Raw genomic sequence first — 18,783 nt, 5'->3', positions numbered from 1 at the left:
ATGCGGGGTAAATCGATTTCAAGACAGACGGCGGAGACGAAGATCAACTTAGACTTCGCCATTGATGGAAGTGGAGAAACAAATATCTCGACGGGTGTCGGCTTTTTCGATCATATGCTGACGTTGTTTACGAAGCACGGAAGATTTGATTTGTCGGTTGATTGTGATGGGGATATCGAAGTGGACCAACACCATTCCGTTGAAGATATCGGCATCGTGCTTGGTCAGGCATTTTATGAAAGTATCGGGACAAAAGAAGGGATCGAGCGCTATGCGACCGTCTCCACTCCGATGGACGAAGCCTTATCGACGGTATCGATTGATATTAGCGGCCGCCCGTTTTTTGTCTATAACGTGGAAGGCTTGAAGGATAAAGTCGGGGAGTTCGACACAGAACTGGTCGAGGAATTTTTCCACGCGTTTACGAGCCACGCCAAAGTGACGTTGCACGTCAATCTACAATATGGTAAAAACAGTCACCATATTATCGAATCGATCTTTAAAGGATTTGGCCGCGCATTGCGGGTGGCGAGTGCGATTAACCCAGAAGTAAAAGGCGTGCCATCTACAAAAGGGACATTATAAGAAGAAATAATGTTCGGAGCGGGGATATCGGCGGTGGAAGATCGTTTATCGGCGTTCGAAGCCTATTTATCAGCGCTCCACACGAAGATATCGGCGAATCAGGACTTAACTACTAACTACTAACCATTAACAGGAGGCTGTATCATGATTTTATTTCCAGCAATAGATATAAGAGGTGGAAAATGTGTACGCCTGATCCAAGGTGATTACGATCAGGAAATCATCTATAATGATTCACCGACAGCAATGGCAAAAGAATGGGCAAAGCAAGGTGCGGCGTACATACATGTCGTCGATTTGGACGGGGCGAAAACGGGCGATTCCTTGAATAAAGAAGCGATCCAAGCGATTGCGGGAAGCGTCTCAATACCTGTACAAGTCGGGGGCGGCATCCGCAATATGGACATCATCGACGCCCATATCGCGGCGGGGGTCAGCCGTGTCATTATCGGAACAGCAGCCATTCAGGATCAGCAATTCCTAAAAGAGGTCGTTGCGAAATATGGCGATAAAATCGCGGTGTCCATTGATGCACGGAACGGTTTTGTTGCGACGGATGGCTGGACGAAAACAAGTGATGTCAAAGCGGTCGATCTGCTCCAAGAATTGGCGGAAATCGGTGTCCGGACCGTTGTCTATACGGATATTTTAAAAGATGGCATGCTCCAGGGTCCTAATTTCGCGGAGTTGGAAATGATGGATCGCGCATCCAGCATTGACATTATTGCTTCTGGAGGCGTATCCACAGAAGAGGATATCGTGCAACTGCGGGAACTGAATCTATACGGCGCAATTATCGGAAAAGCGTTGTATGAAGGGAAACTATCTTTAACTAAATTATTGGGGGACGACAACGATGGCAAATAATCGAATTATTCCATGTTTAGATTTTGATAACGGGAAAGTCGTAAAAGGGAAAAAGTTTTTGGAAGTCAAAGAAGTAGCAGACCCACTGACATTGGCAAAGAAATATGTGGCAGACGGTGCGGACGAACTGGTATTTTATGATATTGCTGCTTCTACAAAGAACCGTGCCATCTTCCTAGATTTGATTGCTGAAATTGCCAAAGAAGTGCCGATTCCATTCATTGTCGGTGGGGGTATCCGGACCATTGAAGATATTGAAAAGATTTTTGCTGCGGGTGGGGATAAAGTGTCCATTAACAGTGCAGCGCTCAATAATCCTTCTTTAATAGAAGAAGCAGCTAAACGATTCGGCTCTGAACGCGTCATTTTGTCCATGGATGTGAATGAAGTCGGGCCTGGCAAATGGTCGGTCTTTGCGAAGGGCGGACAAGAAGATACGGGTATCGATGCTATCGAGTGGGCACAAAAAGCAGAGAAACTAGGCGCCGGTGAACTAGTTGTCAATAGCATCGGGGAAGATGGCGTGAAAGATGGCTATAATCTCGCTTTGACAAAAACCATTGCTGAAGCCGTCAATATCCCTGTCATCGCAAGCGGTGGGGCGGGGACACCTGAACACTTCTACACCGTATTGACGGAAGGGAAAGCTGACGCAGCACTTGCGGCATCCGTGTTCCACTTTGAAGATATCAACATCGGTGAGTTGAAGAGTTATTTGGACGAAAAATTTAACGGTTAGGAATGACGGACGATGACTTTAATAATAGATAATTTGGCATTTGATGAAAAAGGGTTGATTCCAGCCATTGTGCAAGATGATCGGACGGGAAAGGTCCTGATGCTTGCTTATATGAATAAAGAAGCGTTGCAAAAGACGATCGATACGAAAGAAACATGGTTTTTCAGCCGATCCAGACAGGAATTATGGAATAAAGGTGCAACATCGGGCAATCGCCAAACGGTCAAACGCCTGTTATTCGATTGTGATCAAGATGCTCTGTTAGTACAAGTCGTTCCACAAGGTCCCGCATGTCATACAGGGGAAGAGACTTGTTTCTATGAAACAGCATTGGAAGAGGAAACATCGAATCGGGAAGTTGTCCAAGAAGTGGTCGCTGAAATTAAAGACCGTCGCAATAATCCGGTGGAAGGCTCCTATACGACTTATCTTTTCCGAGAAGGATTGGATAAAATCTTGAAAAAAGTCGGGGAAGAAACAACGGAAGTCGTCATCGGCGCAAAAAATCGAGATAAGGCGGAAGTGACAAGTGAACTGGCGGATTTGACCTATCATTCCCTCGTATTGATGGAAGAACTCGGTGTAACAGTGGAAGACGTCAAAAACGTATTGCGGAAAAGGCGTCCAAAGAAAGAAGTGTTGCGCGATGAGTAAATTTTGGAGCACTATGGTGAAGCGGACGGAGCCGTATGTGCCAGGGGAGCAGGACAATCGGCAAGATATTGTAAAATTGAATACGAACGAAAATCCTTATCCACCAAGCCCGAAAGTGCAAGAAGCGATGCTTGGAGAGATGAAGCGCAGTCTTCAACTGTACCCATCCCCGACTGCGGATGAATTGCGGACAACGATCGGCAGACGGTACGGGCTTACGAAGGAAGAAGTGTTTGTCGGGAACGGATCGGATGAAGTATTGGCATTTTCTTTTATGGCGTTTTTCGAACCCGGTCAACCGATTCGCTTTCCGGAAGTGTCGTATAGCTTCTACCCGGTGTATGCCAAGTTATTCGATATTCCTTATGAAGAAGTTCCGTTGAGTGAGGATTTTACTTTGCAAGTAGAACAGTTCTTTCAGTCCAAAGGCGGCGTCATTTTGCCGAATCCGAATGCGCCAACTAGCCTTTACGCTGAATTGGAGCATATCGAGGCCATTGTGAAAAATAATCCGGATCAAGTCGTCATCATTGACGAGGCCTATATCGATTTCGCAATAGAATCTGCAGCGTCACTCATCCGGAAATATGACAATCTGCTTGTCGTCCAGACGACATCCAAATCCCGTTCATTGGCAGGCCTCCGTGTCGGCTTTGCGATGGGCAATCCCGCGTTAATTGAGGCATTGATTCGCATTAAGGACTCTTTTAATTCCTATACATTGGACCGACTAGCGCTCGCCGGGGCTAAAGCGGCATTTGAAGATGAAGCTTATTTTAAGGAATCGACGGAGAAAATCATCGCAACACGGGAAAGAGTAAGTGCAACATTGGAGCAACTTGGATTCCATGTACTTCCTTCCCAAGCGAATTTCGTATTTGCCTCCCATGAAACGGCATCCGCAGAATCTCTATACAAGCAATTGAAAGAGGAAGGTGTGTTAGTTAGATATTTCAACAAACCTGGAATTGATAACTATTTACGCATCACCATTGGAACAGACGAACAGATGGAGCGGTTTGTTGGGAAACTGAAAGAGATTCTTAATCAATAGGAAATTGCCTCAATCAACAACTGGCGGTCATTGAAATTGAAAGACTGCCAGTTGGTTTTTGGGGTTCCACGATTTTCTTTAGAATCTAGAGATAGAAGTAAAAGAAACTGGTATAATTGCCTTATATCTAGCGGGGGAGGTTGTTTTGTTGTTGCGCTCTAAATACATTGATATTGCACTGACTTTGTTTATGGGTTATTTTGCCTTTAGCCGTTTTTCGGATGGACAAGTCGGTTTTGGAATCTTTTTTTCCGTATTATGTGTGTTGAATATTGTGGCACTTGTTATGAAAATTAAGTCAGGAAAAGACGCAGACAATACGGTTCAATCGAAGTGAGATACCTTTTAAATAGGGTATCTTTTTTTCATTTCTAAGGAAGAAATCCTCAATAATTGGGCGGTCAAATCATAGAATAGAGTAGAAATGATTACTTTATAGGAAGTGAGGAAAGGACCGAAAGGAGGTGAGGAAACGATGGCGAAAACATTACTGAAGATTTCTGTCGTCTATTTTATGATTGGGGTTGCTTTCGGACTATATATGTCGTTTACACATATTTTTAACATGACGACTGTGCATGTGCATATCAGTTTGTTGGGCTGGATGTCATTAGCTTTGATTGGACTATTTTATCATCATTATCCAAATTTAGAAAAAACCGGTTTAGCAAAAGCGCATTTTTGGCTTCATAATATTGGATTACCTGTTATGATGATTGCAATTGCATTGGCGATTTCTGGAGCGGGCGATGTGTTTTTCAAAATTGCTACAACAGGTGGGGTATTGACCTTAATTGGTATCTTCTGCTTTGGCTTTAATATTCTGATGAACTTGGATAGACGTCTAGCTTAGCCTTCAAAACGTCCTTTCTCCTGACATGCATTTTACGGAGAGGGACGTTTTTCGTTGGAGGAAAGAAAAAAGTTGTTCCAAACGCCGAATTCCTGTAGTATAATGTGTGGATTGCAATTTATCTTCATTCAGCAAATGCTTTGCACTGAAAGTGAGGTGCCAGTTGCTGAATGAAGATAAAGCCTTCGGCGGATGTCCCAGGTTTTGAATTGAGCTTTGCTCAATTCAAAACCTGGACGCAATTACGTCGAGGCGTAATTGATTGAAAAGAGGCTACCTAATGAAAAAATCAATATATGGGCTAACGATAGAGCAACTGACTGAATGGTTACTTGGACAAGGACAGAAAAAATTCCGTGCGGCACAAATTTGGGACTGGCTTTACAAAAAGCGTGTAACGAGCTTCGCTGACATGAAAAATATTAATAAAGATCTGCTGGAATTGTTGGATGCGAATTTCGCAATCCAAACATTGGAGCAATCCATTAAGCAAGAATCGGCGGATGGAACGATAAAGTTCCTATTCAAAATGCAGGACGGCAACTTGATCGAGACGGTATTGATGAAATTCCATTATGGTTACTCGGTTTGCGTGACTACACAAGTCGGCTGTAATATCGGCTGTAGTTTTTGTGCGAGCGGCTTATTGAAGAAGAACCGTGACCTGGATGCCGGAGAGATCGTCGAACAAATTATGAAAGTGCAATTCCATCTGGATGCAAAAGGGCTGGACGAACGTGTCAGCCATATTGTCGTCATGGGAATTGGTGAACCGTTCGACAACTACAACAACTTGATGAGCTTCCTACGTGTCATCAATGACCAAAAAGGGCTTTCCATCGGGGCACGCCATATTACAGTGTCTACGAGTGGGCTAACACATAAAATTAGAGAATTTGCCGAAGAAGATTTCCAAATCAATCTGGCAGTTTCTTTGCATGCGCCGAATAACGAACTCCGTTCACGCATTATGAAAATCAACAAAGCATTCCCGATCGAGAAGTTGATGGAGGCCATCGATTATTATCTGGAATCGAAAAACCGAAGAATCACATTCGAATACATTATGCTACATGACGTCAATGACCATGTGGAAGAAGCACAGCAATTGGCAAAACTGCTTGCCGACAAACGTCACTTATCCTATGTGAACTTGATTCCATACAATCCGGTAGACGAACATGACCAATACCGACGCAGTAAGCCTGAAGCCATCAAAGCATTTTACGAAACACTGAAGAAAAAAGGCATCAACTGTGGAGTTCGTCATGAACAAGGAACGGACATCGATGCGGCTTGCGGACAGTTGAGAAGTAAACAGATTAAAAAAGAAAAAGTGAATTGAACAAAAAAACGCATCCGAAAAGTGGATGCGTTTTTTCGTTACTTTCTCTTGTTCATTAAACAATGTTAACGATGACTGAAAAAATAGGGACAATCCATACCAACCAGATGGATTGTCCCGTCTTACCTTATTTTTGGGCGATGAGTACAAGTTTGCCCTCATCCAGTTCGCTTTCGGCACGTGCGGCTTCTTCCTTCGATAGGCCGGCTGCCTCCATTTTACTGCGCAATTCGTCACCGCGCGAAGAAAACATATTCTTCATGCTATCCAGGAAACCTTGTTCTTTCATACTGACTTCCTCTGTGTCGAGTGCATCCGCGATGTCTTTCCCTCTTTTTTTATCATGCGCAAAAATGTAAATGTCATCGTGGGTATAGCCTTGCGTCACCAAATCTTCAATTTCTTTTTTAGCTTGTACGGCATTTTCTACTGTCAGTTTAACTGTCATTTAAAATCCCTCCAAATTTGTTGGTGCCTTCTTTATATACCTCGGAAGGTGAGATTTTAAACAATTTGATAACGGAAAACAGTAGATTAGCTGCGCAAATTCTTATAGGCGGAGATGAAATCTGCGGGATCGGTTTCAATTTCAAATGTAAAAACGCCTTGATGCGTATGCAAATAAAAGAGGCCGGTTCCACCGGAAAATGGCTTATAAGAAAGATCAAGTACATGTTCTAATTTGAATTTGTTTTTGGTGGTTGCAATTGTATTGGGATATAAAAGGATTGTATGTTCAGTTCGATTTGTCGTTTGTTCATACCAGCCCATTACCCGTTCAACGACTATATAGGTCAGGGCGGCAATTGCTTCATTATTAGAATGGATCATGTGATTCTCCTCCAAGCGCGGTTTGAACTACTTAAACTTATCCTAACCGTTTTTTCATGGAAAGAACAATAGAAAAGGCCGGCTATTGAAGCAAATTTACTTCGTTTCAATAGCCGGCACTTTTTCACCGCATATGCATTTCATTTGGATCTGAATTATTGCGCTCATTGCGATCTAAGGCAGCAATTTGATCCATATCCGACGGGCTCAATTCAAAATCAAATACATTTAGATTTTCCTGCATTCTAGATGGGGTGACTGTTTTAGGAATGACGATGACATCCGTTTGGAGATGCCAACGAAGAATGACCTGAGCAGGCGTTTTCCCATGCAGTTCTGCGATTTCTTTAATCACAGGGTCTTCTATCACTTTCGTCCCATTCATGAGTGGGCTATAGGCTTCCAGAAGAATATCGTGTTCTTGACAAAATTGCTTCAGTTCTTTTTGTTGTAAATAAGGGTGGCATTCCACTTGGTTGACAGCCGGTTTCACTTCACACTCTTCTAGAATCCGCTGTAAATGCTCGATTTCGAAATTGCAAATGCCGATTGCCTTGGCGCGGCCATCGTAATAGATTTTCTCAAGCGCTTTGTAAGTTGCCACATACGTGTCGAATTTCGGAGTTGGCCAGTGGATCAAATAGAGATCCACATAATCAAGCCCAAGTTTTTCAAGGCTTTCATCAAATGCATTTAACGTATTGTCATATCCTTGATCGCTGTTCCATACTTTCGTCGTAATGAAGAGATCTTCGCGGGGGACATCGCTAGCAGCTAACGCTTGTCCGACACCCACTTCGTTGCCATAAATTTTAGCCGTATCGATCAATCGGTAACCGGCTTTCAGTGCCTGACCTACTGCGGTTGCCGCTTCCTCATTCGGTACTTTCCAAACCCCATACCCTAGTTGTGGAATTCGTATCCCGTTGTTTAGTGACAAGTATTGCATGAAATCCCTTCCTTTCCCTAATCGTATGTTTAGTCTAACATAAGCTTTTAGGAATATAAAATCTTGTTATTCTTATTTCCATTCTTTGTAGAAATGAAATAGAAGACTTGCGAGTATGGAAAAAGCTAGTTTGTAGTAATTTCAATCACATTGCTCGATGGATCTGTAACAATGATCGAATGTTTATTTTCCGCAAATGGAAAGCCCAGATGTTTAAGTTGCAACTTAGCTTCATCCAACTCCTGTTGTGTGAAAACAAGGGTGAACTTATTCAATCCTCTTGCATTGTCTGGTGGTGCAGGAAGACTGGTTCCTGACCAAGTGTTCATGGCGATATGATGATGGTAATGATCTCTCGATAAAAATAAGCTTCCATTGTCTTTTTTCGTAATGTCAAAATCGAGTCCGTTGACGTAAAATTGTTCGGAGTTGTCGAGTTCTGCCACTTGCAAATGCATGTGACCGATTCGTGTATTTTCAGGAAGTCCTGTCCAAGGAGGAGATGCAACTTCGATCAATTTCTCAAAATCGATCGGATACGAGCCTCCGACATAACCACCATCCTTATCACGTTTCCAATTCTCGGGTGGAAGGTCGACATAGATTTCAATTCCGTTACCATCGGGGGCAGCGAGGTAAAGTGCATCACTATACTGATGATTGGCTGCACCTTGCATTAGATATTCGCTTGCAGCCAAATGAAGTAGGGTATTGGCTAAACTGGAACGATCCGGCAAAAGAATGGCGAAATGGTATAGCCCTGTTGTTCCTAAAGGTCTTTCAACCGATCCCTTCATTGTTTCCAATACAAGCAAAGATGTCCGACCGTCTGCGGTTAATGTCACTTTGTTGGGCTCATCTGCTAAAATATCAAATCCAATTAGTTCGGTATAAAATTCAACCGATTGTTCTAAATCTGATACGATCAGATGAACTTCTCCTACTATGACAGGCGAGTTTATATCGTATGTTTCATACGCCACCTCTTCTTTTATGAAGAGGATATAAACGAAAAAGAGCACAATAACTACTCCGATACATCCGAGGATCAATGTTTTATTTTTCATGAATGAATTCTCCTTTCAAATCTGTGACATCTGCGGGAGGCTTTATCTTCGTTCGGAGCGCACTGAATGAAGATGAACTACACTTTGTAGTGTAACAGCGGTTTGTAAAAGAAACCAGTTGAAATGTTACAAATTTATTACTGAACATCTTCGGATATTTCCTTTCTTGACTCCTCTCTTTATTTACACTACACTGAGTAGGGTGAGGTGAAAATCAGTTGAAAATCCGCAAGTTCAAAATGAATGAGAGTGGGTTAAACCGCTTTTTCGGCCCGCTTGAAGCGAAGATTATGGACATTTTATGGAACGACGTGGAAATGACGATCAAAGATGTTCAACAAGTGCTGGATAGGGAAAAATTGACGAATTTCAATACGGTGATGACGGTCATGAATCGATTAGTGGAAAAAGGGATTTTACAGAAAAGGGTAGCAGGAAGGTCATCTTTGTATAAGCCGGTTCTGTCAAGAAATGAGTTTTTACATACACAATCAAAAGAAATGACGAATGAATTGATGGACGAGTTTGGGAATGTCGTCGTCAGTCATATGCTGGATGCACTTGAAGAAGTCGACGAAGATCTTGTTGCTAAGCTCGAACAGAAAATCCAAGAATTGAAAAAGGGTCGATAATGTATGCACAAACGTCATTCTACTACGCTGTTCATCGTTACGCTTGTAATTTCAGGAACGATTTTGTTTCAAATGGGCTACTATCTTCTAGCGATGCTGGCTGGTTGGAACGTCCGTTTCAATCTTGTAGCGGTCTGTCATAGCTGGTTGAAAATGATCGGCCTAAGCTCACTTGAATATGCACTCAATGGGCTCGTCATCTATACGTTCCTATTTTCAATTTATAAAATCATTTCGCAATGGGTTCAAGCATCACGCATGAAAAAACGCTTTGAGCAATATAAAGAGAACAAGCTCACCAGTGAAATGAACGAACATTACGGTGAGGGACATGACGATTTCCTCATTTTTTCACATCCGGTTCCGCTGGCGATTACGATGGGGTTCAAGCGGCCTAAAATTGTGCTCTCAACAGGATTGATCAGCTTGTTGAATGAGGAGGAGCTAAAAGCCGTCATTGTCCATGAAATGGTTCATAAAAAGAATCGGGATCCGTTAGCCATCTTTTTAATGACCCTTTGTGCGGCAACGATGTGGTATATTCCGATTTTGAAATGGTTCAATCAGCAGTACGGCATTATAAAAGAATTACTAGCGGATGAATATGCGATTGAACAACAAGGGACTTCTGTCCATTTAGGCAGCGCCTTGTTGAAAATGTTGAAAGCAGGACAACCTGAAAACATGGGCTTCGCTTATGCATCATTTGCTGATACATCGGTCAATTACCGGATGAATTATTTGCTTAATCCATTGAACGGGTTTCGGCTAAAACTTCCATTGCATATTACGATACTTTCTTTAGCTGTTTTTAGCTTAATCAGTTCACTATTTATTTACGCACTAGCGTAAATTTTTTACCATATTACACTACATATCGTAGTTTGAATTAGGAGTGTTTGAAAATGAACAAGAAAATATTTTGGTTGATCGGTATCATTGCCGTTTGTTTGATTGGTATCATTGTGTTAACGAATACAAGTAATAAGTCGGTCGATGTCGACTATGCAGGCCAACCATTCATAGGGGAAGCGTCGGCACCTGTTGAGATTGTTGAATTTGGCGATTACAAATGCCCAAGTTGTAAAGATTTTAATGATCGAATGTTCCCGATTATCTATGAAGAGGTCATTCAAACAGGAAAAGCGAAATTTTACTTTATGAATTACTCATTTCTTGCTGCAGATTCAACGACGGCGGCACAGTTCGCGGAAACCGTCTATGAGGAATTGGGGAATGACCCGTTTTGGGAATTCCACAACTTGTTGTTTGCTAATCAAACTTCAGAAACAGGACAACCGACTCTCTTTACGGATGATGCGTTAGAAGCGCTGTTAGCGAGCGTGGTAAGTGAAGAAGAGACCGCAAAAGTGATGGCTGCTTATCGTGAAGGAAAAGGGAAAGAATCTTGGAATCAGGATATGAACATCGCCAAAGGTCTTGGTGTATCCTCTACACCTACAATCTTTATCGATGGCAAGGAATTTAAAGGACAAACGATGAATGACTTCACTGAAATGGTGGAAGAGGCGGCTACGAATGGTCAATAAACCGCTCCTGTTCGCCTGGATAACTGCGATTATTGCGATGGCAGGCAGTTTGTTTTTCAGTGAGCGCATGGGCTTCGTGCCCTGCACACTCTGCTGGTATCAACGCATTCTGATGTATCCGTTCGTCCTAATTCTAGGCACTGCATTTTATCGCAATGACCGGAAGATTTACCTGTATGCGCTTCCGATGTCAATTATCGGCCTATTTGTTTCTGGTTATCATTATGCGTTACAAAAACTGCCTGGATTGCAAGAATTCAGTGTCTGTTCGAGCGGTGTTCCATGTTCCGGACAGTATATCAACTGGCTCGGATTTATCACCATTCCATTTTTGGCATTCGTCGCATTTTTCATCATCACCATCATGATGTGTCTGTTGTTGAAAGAAAATCGTCAAAATCAATAATGCATGTGTAAGATTCAGCAAATGGGGAAAACAATGTGCAGGAGGTAGATAAAATGAAGAAAATGCCCATTACCATTTCTGCAATGGCGCTGGCGCTCATGCTGGGTGCCTGCGGAACAACGAAAAATGATTCGGATCCTGCAGTCAACGAACCGGCTACAGGGGAGAGCGGTCAAGAAACAACAAATGGAACGACTGGATCGACCGAATCGACTGATTCATCCGTAACGAATACACCGGATACCAATGCTGGCACTACGGCCGGGAAAAACACGGCAAGCCAGGATGAAATGCAACAAAAGATGAATGACATCGAGTATGCAGAGTTCAGCTTAAGTGTGGATTATGCCAATCATCAGGAGTACGAAGCGGAGCTCGAGAAGCATAGTAATAATTCCGTTGAAGCCGAAATCGATGATTCGCTTAATCAGGTGAAAAAGAAAGGGACAGATGCTTTCAATGAACTGTACCCGCTCGTCGCACAGTTGAAGATCACACAACAGACGAGCAAAGCGGATGCCATTCAAGAAGTGATGAATGTGTTCACTTTACCAGCTGATTATAAAGAGCTTGAGTTAGAAATCAGATTCAAGGATGGTACAAAGGTTGAATTTGAAGACCGAAAATAATAGTTGGAGCAAGAAACGAAATGCGCCGTTCTTTGATGCAAATCATCAAGGACTGTGTATCTGAATAGAGAAAGAGATAAGCTTTTCCAATTAGTTGGGAAAGCTTGTTTGAATTGAACGCAATTATGCAGAATTTTGATAGAAAGAAGAATTTAACTTGCTTCAGCAGAAGTCCCCCCGCTTCTATAAGTGGTGGGATGAATGCTGGAAATGCATTCCATTCAGTGGGGGTTCAAACCCCGGCTGAATAGAGGAACTCAGGCTAAGGTCGCCGCGTCCTGAATGAAAGTGCCTTAATTTCTGCAAAAAACCGCAGAAATACGGCAAATCAAACCCTTCGCTGTTTGATTGGCAACGCCCGAGTGACCAACATCCTGTTGGCCCAAGCCTCCGGCGGATGTCACGGATTTTGAAAGGAGTTAATTGAGCAGACTCAATTCAAAATCCAGACGCAATAACGCCGAGGCGTTATTGATTGAGGTCACCATACGGGACTATTCGTGACAACTTTCATAGAAAGAAGTATGATATGTAAGGTTGATCTAGTGAATATCTTAGAAAGTGAGTACATAAAATGACGATCATTCAGAACTTAATCAGTTTTATTTTGCATATTGACGAACATTTAGTTGATATCATTCAAAATTTCGGCCCTTGGTCGTATGCAATTTTATTTTTAATCGTTTTTGTGGAGACCGGTATTGTGATTTTTCCTTTTCTGCCGGGGGATTCACTATTATTTGCAGCCGGTGCGTTTGCTGCGCTCGGTGCCTTTCACATCGTTCTGCTTCTGATTGTGTTCTTTATTGCAGCAGTTATTGGCGATACAGTGAATTATCACATCGGTAAAAAAGTCGGGTTAGCCATCTCACCTCGAAGTTTTATCGGTAAAATTATCAATCAGGAGAAAATGAAGGCCGCTGAAGATTTCTTCAATCGGCATGGTGGTAAAACGATTGTCATCGCCCGTTTTATGCCTTTTATCCGCACATTTATCCCATTTGTAGCAGGGGCGAGCCGCATGAATTATCGTTATTTCCTTGTCTACAATATCGTGGGTGCTGCAATATGGGTAGGGATTTGTACGATGTTAGGCTATTTCTTCGGGAATATTCCAATCATCAAAGAAAACTTTTCGACAGTTCTACTTCTTATTATTTTCATCTCTATTTTGCCTGCGCTAGTTGGGATTATCCGAGCAAGATTGCAGAAAAAGTAAATTAAATTAAATCAGTATTGAAAACACCTCCCGGAAGAATCCAGGAGGTGTTTTCAGTTAGTCCTTTAGCAGTTTTTTCATCGATTTCAGGAGCTCATCCAGATACGTAGGGTCGACGTAATTCACTTCTTCCACCAGTAGGCCCTGTTCATTGATTAAGTAAAAGTTTGTTCCATGAATGACTTGGTCGGACGAATCGGGTTTATGGATGATTGTCTGGAATTGTTCTCTTGCAAACGATTCAATCTCATCTTGGGTATAACCCGTTAACAAATGCCAATTTGAAACGTCATCTGTGAACTGCCGGATGTATGTTTGGAGCACATCGGGTGAATCGACTTGCGGGTCCACGGTAAACGAAACGAATTCAACTTCAATGGCTTCTTCAGCCAATTTCTTCTGTAAAGCCGCCATTTCCATCGTCATGGGTGGACAGACCGTTTCACAGTTCGTGAAGATGAAATTGGCGATCCATACTTTTCCGGCCAATTGATCACTGCCGAAAGGTTGTCCATGTTGATCGGTAAAGGAAAAAGATTCGATCTGCCGTCCATACTGGGATGTTGTGCTACAGGCAGATAATACCGTCAACAACAGAAGAGAACTCAGGATATAGATTTTTTTATTCACGTTCAATCATTCCCTTCAACCATTGAAAAGCTTGGTAATTGAATCGTGACCGTCGTTCCGGTCTGGGCATCACTAGCAATCATAAATTGGCCGTTGTGCAAACGAATGAGTTCTTTCACGATGGATAGTCCTAAACCGGTCCCACCGGTTGTCCGATTCCTTGCCTTATCCGTTCTGAAAAAGCGCTCCCCGATCCGTTCCAAATCTTCTTTGTCGATAGGTAAGCCTTCATTTGTCACTTGGAATTGGACGAAATCCCCTTCTACTTTCAATGAAACCCGAAGAACCCCTTTCGCGGCGGAATACTTCACTGCATTGTCAATCGTATTGTAAAAAATCTGCTGGACACGTTGCGGATCTCCGCTAATGATCAGGTCTTCTTGGATGGCGGTTTCGATCTTGAGTTCTTTCTCCTGTATATGGATTGTGAACAAGGCCAGCGTATCATGTACTAATTGAGCAATGGCAATCGGTTGTCTATCGATGATGTATAGATCTTCTTGCAGGTGATTCAATTGAATAAGATCATTGATCAACTTGCTCAACCGTTCCGTCTCTTTTTCAATAGTCGACAAATAGTTTTCGGCTTCTTCCGGGGAAGAATAGATTTTTTCCTTCAAGACATGTGTATAGCCTCCGATGTACGTCAGAGGTGTCCTGAGCTCATGGACGATACTCGATGTGAATTCTTTTTTCCGTATTTCCTGTTGTTCCAATGATCGGCTCATTGTATTGAATGCTTTTGTCAATTGTCCGATTTCATCATCACGTTCCGTTTCGATCCGAGTGGAATAATTTCCTTTCGATACTTCATAGGAAAGTTGCTGCAGATCTTGCAACGGTTTGAACAATGAACGCCACGATTGATTGATAACTAGAAAGAGGAGAAAGAAAAATGTCGTACCGACAGCGACGAGGAGTGGGATGCTTCCTCGGAAGACGTCTTGGACTGCGGCAAGCGGCACGTAAATATAAATGAAGCCAAGTAGTTCATTCTCTCCTTTGATTGGGAAAATGGCACCGAGGATTTCGCGATCCAATTCTTTGACGAATCCTTCTTTAAAGATATAGGCGCCATTTTCCAAGGCGGCTCGATCGTTTGCGTCGATCAGTGTTTCATAATTGACCTTGTAAGGGAAATAGGATGATAGATCATCCAAATTGTTGACGACAATAATTTCGTATTCCGAGATAATGTTGTACCATTGGATTTTTTCTATGATCTCATCATTCAATTCACCGTAATGGTAATGGGCAGTCGTTCGTTTACCTTGATAGACAATCGATTCTTCAATGCTTTTTATATATAATTCTGAATATAAATAATGGATGAAGAAAAACGAGAACAGGACAGTAAAACCGATGCTGGCACCGAGTATGAGCAGGATTTTTCTACTTAGCGTTAGTTTCTTCATCCCCTAGACCTCGAATTTGTAGCCGATTCCCCACACAGTTTCAATGAGATCTCCATCTTTCCCCATCTTTATTCGTAATGTCTTAATATGAGTATCGACTGTTCGCTCACTGCTTTGATGTTCTTCCCCCCAGACGAGATGTAGTAATTGTCCCCTTGAATAGACTCGTCCTTTGTTTTTGGCAAGAAGATGGAGTAGCCCGAACTCTTTTCGAGTAAGGGTGAGGGGCTTATCGTGAATCTGGACTGTATGGGCAACGTTATCAATGACAAGCGGTCCGATTGTTAAAGTATCTTCTTCGGTCTTATGTTGGTAGGACCGTCTGAGGACAGATTCAACTCTCGCAACAAGCTCGCCTGGGAGAAACGGTTTGACAATGTAGTCATCCCCACCCAGTTTCAAACCTTGGATTTTATCCCACTCTTCTCCTTTCGCAGAAAGAAAAATGAGAGGGACCGTAGAGGTACGCTTGATTTCCTTAGCGAATGTAAAACCATCCATATACGGCATCATCACATCTACGATGATCAAATGTGGCTGGCATTCGGTCATTAAAGAAAGGGCGTTCAAGCCGTCTGTTGCTTCTACGACGTCATATCCTTCTATCTCAAGGAAAGTGCGGATTAACTTTCTCATCTGTGGTTCATCGTCTATAATCATAATCGTTACTGGATTCATAATAAAACCTCTTTTCGAATATAGATCACACGTATGCTTAGCATCTCAAATAGATGTGAAAAAGGAGTGAAGTCACTGACACTTCACAATTACTTCTAAAATGTTCTATATAATCATAACGAACTTATCGACGTACGTTAAGCGATACGATGTGGGAGGGCTTTGAATGAAAAAACTGTTTGGATTGGTTTGGTTGGTTGTCGTATTGGGTATATTAGTTGCTTGTGCGGAGGATACACCAACGAATGATACCGCAGATGACATGCCTGTTCCGATTGCTGTCGAATTGACGGTAACGGAAGAAGCGGAGGTCAATGCTCCGGTAGCGATGGCAGCTGTCGTGACGCAAGGCGACGACAAAGTGGAAGATGCCAATGAAGTCGTATTTGAAGTATGGGAAGAAGGCCAAAAAGACGCTAGTGTGAGGATTGAAGCAACCAATGAAAAAGAAGGATTGTACTCTTCTGAAACTTCATTCGATCATGACGGACGATTCCACATCCAAGTCCATGTGACTGCAAGGGGCATGCATTCGATGCCGGTCAAAGAAGTGACAGTTGGCGACGGAGGTCATTATGAAGAGCATGCCGAAGAGGGGCACGAGCATGGACATGGGCACGCAGACGGATTTTCTATGCATTTCGTACAACCTGAAAATGTCAAAGGGAATGAAGCGACGGATTTAGTCGTCCATTTAGAACTGGACGAAAAGCCGCTTGAGCAAGCAAGAGTTCGCTATGAAATTTGGAGCGAAACAGATGCCGATCAACGTGCTTGGGTAGAAGCTGAAGAAACGAAAGCTGGTGAATATGCTGCATCGCACACGTTCACGGAGCCAGGAACATTCCAAATTCAAATTCATGTAGAAGATGAGCACGACTTACATGAGCATGAGACGCATACGATTGAAGTAAATGAATAATTGGATCAACCTTCCCGGTGAGCTTTACTGGGAAGTTTTTTTATGAAAGAAGCTTGTGAAATTGTATAATAAGTGTCTGGAAGGGGCGATTGAAATGGCGGAGCATTTATTTCACTTGAAAGCGGAATGGCTGGGTTTAAGGAATGATGTCGGAACAATCGATGCGGGGAATTTGAAAACAAAAGTGTCCATACCGCCTGAAATGGACGGTCCCGGTGTCGGTACAAATCCTGACGAAATGTTGCTTGGGGCTGCGGCGACGTGCTATATCATTACGTTAGCGGCAATGATGGAGCGGAGTAAATTGGACAAGGAAGCATTGACGATGGAATCAGTCGGCGTCGTCGATGTAACGAAGGGCATCATTACGTATAAGAAAATCATTCATAAACCGCGAATCGTTTTGAAGTCGGTTGCAACGGCAAAAGACGAGGCCCTTGCTTTAAGGCTTGCAGAAAAAGCGGAAACATCCTGCATGATCAGCCGGGCGATACAAGGAAATGTTGTAGTGGAGTTGGAAGCGACTATAACGAAATAGGACAAAAAAACCGTATCTTATGAGGATACGGTTTTTTTGTTGGGGGATCCCCTTGTTGATTTTGTAGATGAATTGTATAATTGTCTATGTTATTATAAATTATATAGAAAGGTGTTTGTGTATTTATGAATCCTGCTGAAGATTATCCCATTGATGTATTGGAAAAAGGTTATGTAGAAGATCGACAAGCATATCGTTGTCTATTTTGTGAAGAAAAGGTTGCGAAAGGTGTCATTTATCCCGTTGAAAATGTCCTTTATGAAGATTGGCGCTATATGGAACATCATCTAGCGAGCGTCCACGGATCCGTTTTTGATGTGCTACTTGCTAGCGGTCGTGATCATACGGGGTTATCCGATCAGCAATCGAAATTGCTGGCTTTAATTTATGAAGGGAAAACAGATAAAGAAATTCAACAGGCTTTAAAAATCGGTAGTATGTCGACGATCCGTAATCATCGATTTGCACTACGCAAAAAGGAAAGACAAGCAAAAACGCTATTAGCTTTGATGAATTTGGTAAAACGGCAACAAGCAGAAGAAACAATTGGATCGGATACACATGCTGAAATCCAAAAGACATTCGAACCGCCAGCAGACTTGAAGCGCTATTTCTCTGAAGAGGATGGACGTTTAATAACTTATCGTCTGAAAGAGTATGAAAAAGAGCAATTGCTAGCAGAAGTTGCATTGCTTTTCAAACCGAAAAAAGTCTATGAGGAAAAAGAAATCAATGCCATATTGGAAGAGATTTTTGAAGATTATATGCTGTTGCGGCGGGAGATGGTTGATCGAGGTTTTCTGTCCCGAAACGATGAGGGGAGCGAATATCGCTTAGTCCCTATGAACGAAGAAGAAGAGGGTGAAAAGATGGACTTTAAAAAAGAGATGAAACTGCAAGCCAAAGAAGAAAAAGTGAATTATGGGATCTTTCAAATTAAAAATCTACAGAATGAAAAAATATTCGTCGGTTCCACACCGAACTTTAAAACATTGAATGGTTTGAAGTTCATGTTGAATAATAATACCCATACGAATAAAGAACTACAGCTGGATTGGAATAGGCATGGGAAAGATCATTTTGAATTCAGCATATTGGAGACCGTGGACGAGAAGGAATGGAAAGGGAAAAGTACGAAGAAAATTCTTGAGGAATTGCTTGAGAAATGGGTGGCACATCTACAGCCTTACGGCGAAAATGGCTATAATAAGTAAAAAATA

At 42.4% G+C, this 18,783-nt stretch carries 24 protein-coding genes; 17 read left to right on the top strand and 7 right to left on the bottom strand.

Annotated elements, in window-relative coordinates; all coding sequences use genetic code 11:
• The 8 genes from hisB to rlmN all read left to right on the top strand — a co-directional run bounded on the left by hisB (window position 1) and on the right by rlmN (window position 6,097).
• A complete protein-coding gene (hisB, locus tag ACFPRA_RS17005; protein WP_381437331.1) occupies window positions 1-585 on the top strand; it encodes an imidazoleglycerol-phosphate dehydratase HisB in 585 nt (194 codons plus the stop codon).
• A 144-nt stretch (window positions 586-729) separates the two neighbouring features.
• On the top strand, window positions 730-1,452 hold the full coding sequence (gene hisA / locus ACFPRA_RS17000) for a 1-(5-phosphoribosyl)-5-[(5-phosphoribosylamino)methylideneamino]imidazole-4-carboxamide isomerase (RefSeq protein WP_381437329.1): 723 nt from the start codon (window positions 730-732) through the stop codon (window positions 1,450-1,452).
• Complete coding sequence (gene hisF, locus ACFPRA_RS16995; protein ID WP_381437327.1) at window positions 1,442-2,191, top strand: imidazole glycerol phosphate synthase subunit HisF; 750 nt, start codon at window positions 1,442-1,444, stop codon at window positions 2,189-2,191. The genes hisA and hisF overlap by 11 nt, the downstream gene beginning before the upstream one ends.
• A gap of 12 nt (window positions 2,192-2,203) precedes the next feature.
• On the top strand, window positions 2,204-2,845 hold the full coding sequence (hisIE, locus tag ACFPRA_RS16990) for a bifunctional phosphoribosyl-AMP cyclohydrolase/phosphoribosyl-ATP diphosphatase HisIE (RefSeq protein ID WP_381437325.1): 642 nt from the start codon (window positions 2,204-2,206) through the stop codon (window positions 2,843-2,845).
• Window positions 2,838-3,899 (top strand): histidinol-phosphate transaminase, encoded by a 1,062-nt coding sequence (gene hisC / locus ACFPRA_RS16985; RefSeq protein WP_381437321.1) that lies wholly within the window; start codon window positions 2,838-2,840, stop codon window positions 3,897-3,899. The genes hisIE and hisC overlap by 8 nt, the downstream gene beginning before the upstream one ends.
• A 148-nt stretch (window positions 3,900-4,047) precedes the next feature.
• A complete protein-coding gene (locus ACFPRA_RS16980) occupies window positions 4,048-4,236 on the top strand; it encodes a hypothetical protein (RefSeq protein ID WP_381437318.1) in 189 nt (62 codons plus the stop codon).
• Between the two features lie 138 nt (window positions 4,237-4,374).
• On the top strand, window positions 4,375-4,752 hold the full coding sequence (locus ACFPRA_RS16975) for a DUF2871 family protein (protein ID WP_381437316.1): 378 nt from the start codon (window positions 4,375-4,377) through the stop codon (window positions 4,750-4,752).
• Between the two features lie 280 nt (window positions 4,753-5,032).
• Window positions 5,033-6,097 carry a dual-specificity RNA methyltransferase RlmN gene (rlmN, locus tag ACFPRA_RS16970; RefSeq protein WP_381437313.1) on the top strand — a complete coding sequence of 355 codons (1,065 nt, stop codon included), beginning with the start codon at window positions 5,033-5,035 and terminating at the stop codon, window positions 6,095-6,097.
• Between the two features lie 127 nt (window positions 6,098-6,224).
• Here the strand turns inward: rlmN and ACFPRA_RS16965 are convergent, their stop codons facing one another.
• The 4 genes from ACFPRA_RS16965 to ACFPRA_RS16950 form a co-directional block, all read right to left on the bottom strand.
• Window positions 6,225-6,545 (bottom strand): YflT domain-containing protein, encoded by a 321-nt coding sequence (locus ACFPRA_RS16965; RefSeq protein ID WP_381437311.1) that lies wholly within the window; start codon window positions 6,543-6,545, stop codon window positions 6,225-6,227.
• A gap of 86 nt (window positions 6,546-6,631) precedes the next feature.
• On the bottom strand, window positions 6,632-6,928 hold the full coding sequence (locus ACFPRA_RS16960) for a hypothetical protein (RefSeq protein ID WP_381437308.1): 297 nt from the start codon (window positions 6,926-6,928) through the stop codon (window positions 6,632-6,634).
• Between the two features lie 124 nt (window positions 6,929-7,052).
• Window positions 7,053-7,877, bottom strand: coding sequence for an aldo/keto reductase (locus tag ACFPRA_RS16955; protein ID WP_381437306.1), 825 nt, complete (start codon window positions 7,875-7,877; stop codon window positions 7,053-7,055).
• Between the two features lie 125 nt (window positions 7,878-8,002).
• Window positions 8,003-8,944 carry a VOC family protein gene (locus ACFPRA_RS16950; RefSeq protein WP_381437304.1) on the bottom strand — a complete coding sequence of 314 codons (942 nt, stop codon included), beginning with the start codon at window positions 8,942-8,944 and terminating at the stop codon, window positions 8,003-8,005.
• A gap of 218 nt (window positions 8,945-9,162) precedes the next feature.
• Between ACFPRA_RS16950 and ACFPRA_RS16945 the strand changes: the two genes are divergently transcribed.
• The 6 genes from ACFPRA_RS16945 (at window position 9,163) to ACFPRA_RS16920 (ending at window position 13,380) form a co-directional block, all read left to right on the top strand.
• On the top strand, window positions 9,163-9,576 hold the full coding sequence (locus ACFPRA_RS16945; protein WP_381437302.1) for a BlaI/MecI/CopY family transcriptional regulator: 414 nt from the start codon (window positions 9,163-9,165) through the stop codon (window positions 9,574-9,576).
• A gap of 3 nt (window positions 9,577-9,579) precedes the next feature.
• Window positions 9,580-10,428 carry a M56 family metallopeptidase gene (locus tag ACFPRA_RS16940; protein ID WP_381437299.1) on the top strand — a complete coding sequence of 283 codons (849 nt, stop codon included), beginning with the start codon at window positions 9,580-9,582 and terminating at the stop codon, window positions 10,426-10,428.
• 53 nt (window positions 10,429-10,481) lie between these two features.
• Window positions 10,482-11,126 (top strand): DsbA family protein, encoded by a 645-nt coding sequence (locus tag ACFPRA_RS16935; RefSeq protein WP_381437297.1) that lies wholly within the window; start codon window positions 10,482-10,484, stop codon window positions 11,124-11,126.
• Window positions 11,116-11,532, top strand: a complete 417-nt coding sequence (locus ACFPRA_RS16930) for a disulfide oxidoreductase (RefSeq protein ID WP_381437295.1) — start codon at window positions 11,116-11,118, stop codon at window positions 11,530-11,532. The genes ACFPRA_RS16935 and ACFPRA_RS16930 overlap by 11 nt, the downstream gene beginning before the upstream one ends.
• A 53-nt stretch (window positions 11,533-11,585) precedes the next feature.
• Window positions 11,586-12,161, top strand: coding sequence for a YusW family protein (locus ACFPRA_RS16925; RefSeq protein ID WP_381437286.1), 576 nt, complete (start codon window positions 11,586-11,588; stop codon window positions 12,159-12,161).
• A 574-nt stretch (window positions 12,162-12,735) separates the two neighbouring features.
• A complete protein-coding gene (locus ACFPRA_RS16920; protein WP_381437284.1) occupies window positions 12,736-13,380 on the top strand; it encodes a VTT domain-containing protein in 645 nt (214 codons plus the stop codon).
• A gap of 57 nt (window positions 13,381-13,437) precedes the next feature.
• Here the strand turns inward: ACFPRA_RS16920 and ACFPRA_RS16915 are convergent, their stop codons facing one another.
• The 3 genes from ACFPRA_RS16915 to ACFPRA_RS16905 are packed head-to-tail and all read right to left on the bottom strand — an operon-like array spanning window position 13,438 to window position 16,103.
• Complete coding sequence (locus ACFPRA_RS16915; protein ID WP_381437282.1) at window positions 13,438-14,010, bottom strand: SCO family protein; 573 nt, start codon at window positions 14,008-14,010, stop codon at window positions 13,438-13,440.
• A 2-nt stretch (window positions 14,011-14,012) separates the two neighbouring features.
• The gene (locus ACFPRA_RS16910; protein ID WP_381437279.1) at window positions 14,013-15,425 is read right to left on the bottom strand and encodes a sensor histidine kinase; all 1,413 of its coding nucleotides are present in this window, start codon (window positions 15,423-15,425) and stop codon (window positions 14,013-14,015) included.
• 3 nt (window positions 15,426-15,428) lie between these two features.
• The gene (locus ACFPRA_RS16905) at window positions 15,429-16,103 is read right to left on the bottom strand and encodes a response regulator transcription factor (protein WP_381437277.1); all 675 of its coding nucleotides are present in this window, start codon (window positions 16,101-16,103) and stop codon (window positions 15,429-15,431) included.
• A gap of 166 nt (window positions 16,104-16,269) precedes the next feature.
• Here ACFPRA_RS16905 and ACFPRA_RS16900 point away from each other — a divergent pair, with 166 nt between their 5' ends.
• From ACFPRA_RS16900 to ACFPRA_RS16890, 3 genes are all read left to right on the top strand, one after another.
• Window positions 16,270-17,025: a FixH family protein gene (locus ACFPRA_RS16900; protein WP_381437275.1), complete on the top strand. Its 756-nt coding sequence runs from the start codon at window positions 16,270-16,272 to the stop codon at window positions 17,023-17,025.
• Between the two features lie 94 nt (window positions 17,026-17,119).
• Window positions 17,120-17,563 (top strand): OsmC family protein, encoded by a 444-nt coding sequence (locus ACFPRA_RS16895; RefSeq protein WP_381437272.1) that lies wholly within the window; start codon window positions 17,120-17,122, stop codon window positions 17,561-17,563.
• Between the two features lie 125 nt (window positions 17,564-17,688).
• Window positions 17,689-18,777 carry a DUF2087 domain-containing protein gene (locus ACFPRA_RS16890; protein ID WP_381437270.1) on the top strand — a complete coding sequence of 363 codons (1,089 nt, stop codon included), beginning with the start codon at window positions 17,689-17,691 and terminating at the stop codon, window positions 18,775-18,777.
• The last annotated feature ends 6 nt before the right edge of the window (window positions 18,778-18,783 follow it).

It is taken from the genome of Sporosarcina soli, assembly GCF_042655805.1.
Lineage (GTDB): Bacteria > Bacillota > Bacilli > Bacillales_A > Planococcaceae > Sporosarcina > Sporosarcina soli.
This window is presented reverse-complemented; position numbering and strand designations above follow the sequence as displayed.

Coding starts and splice junctions, on each gene's coding strand:
- hisIE (WP_381437325.1), top strand. CDS start 2,204: ATGACTTTAATAATAGATAATTTGGCATTTGATGAAAAAGGGTTGATT.
- ACFPRA_RS16900 (WP_381437275.1), top strand. CDS start 16,270: ATGAAAAAACTGTTTGGATTGGTTTGGTTGGTTGTCGTATTGGGTATA.
- rlmN (WP_381437313.1), top strand. CDS start 5,033: ATGAAAAAATCAATATATGGGCTAACGATAGAGCAACTGACTGAATGG.
- ACFPRA_RS16905 (WP_381437277.1), bottom strand. CDS start 16,103: ATGAATCCAGTAACGATTATGATTATAGACGATGAACCACAGATGAGA.
- ACFPRA_RS16895 (WP_381437272.1), top strand. CDS start 17,120: ATGGCGGAGCATTTATTTCACTTGAAAGCGGAATGGCTGGGTTTAAGG.
- ACFPRA_RS16935 (WP_381437297.1), top strand. CDS start 10,482: ATGAACAAGAAAATATTTTGGTTGATCGGTATCATTGCCGTTTGTTTG.
- ACFPRA_RS16925 (WP_381437286.1), top strand. CDS start 11,586: ATGAAGAAAATGCCCATTACCATTTCTGCAATGGCGCTGGCGCTCATG.
- ACFPRA_RS16965 (WP_381437311.1), bottom strand. CDS start 6,545: ATGACAGTTAAACTGACAGTAGAAAATGCCGTACAAGCTAAAAAAGAA.
- ACFPRA_RS16960 (WP_381437308.1), bottom strand. CDS start 6,928: ATGATCCATTCTAATAATGAAGCAATTGCCGCCCTGACCTATATAGTC.
- ACFPRA_RS16920 (WP_381437284.1), top strand. CDS start 12,736: ATGACGATCATTCAGAACTTAATCAGTTTTATTTTGCATATTGACGAA.
- ACFPRA_RS16975 (WP_381437316.1), top strand. CDS start 4,375: ATGGCGAAAACATTACTGAAGATTTCTGTCGTCTATTTTATGATTGGG.
- ACFPRA_RS16950 (WP_381437304.1), bottom strand. CDS start 8,944: ATGAAAAATAAAACATTGATCCTCGGATGTATCGGAGTAGTTATTGTG.
- ACFPRA_RS16910 (WP_381437279.1), bottom strand. CDS start 15,425: ATGAAGAAACTAACGCTAAGTAGAAAAATCCTGCTCATACTCGGTGCC.
- ACFPRA_RS16930 (WP_381437295.1), top strand. CDS start 11,116: ATGGTCAATAAACCGCTCCTGTTCGCCTGGATAACTGCGATTATTGCG.
- hisB (WP_381437331.1), top strand. CDS start 1: ATGCGGGGTAAATCGATTTCAAGACAGACGGCGGAGACGAAGATCAAC.
- hisC (WP_381437321.1), top strand. CDS start 2,838: ATGAGTAAATTTTGGAGCACTATGGTGAAGCGGACGGAGCCGTATGTG.
- hisA (WP_381437329.1), top strand. CDS start 730: ATGATTTTATTTCCAGCAATAGATATAAGAGGTGGAAAATGTGTACGC.
- hisF (WP_381437327.1), top strand. CDS start 1,442: ATGGCAAATAATCGAATTATTCCATGTTTAGATTTTGATAACGGGAAA.
- ACFPRA_RS16955 (WP_381437306.1), bottom strand. CDS start 7,877: ATGCAATACTTGTCACTAAACAACGGGATACGAATTCCACAACTAGGG.
- ACFPRA_RS16940 (WP_381437299.1), top strand. CDS start 9,580: ATGCACAAACGTCATTCTACTACGCTGTTCATCGTTACGCTTGTAATT.
- ACFPRA_RS16890 (WP_381437270.1), top strand. CDS start 17,689: ATGAATCCTGCTGAAGATTATCCCATTGATGTATTGGAAAAAGGTTAT.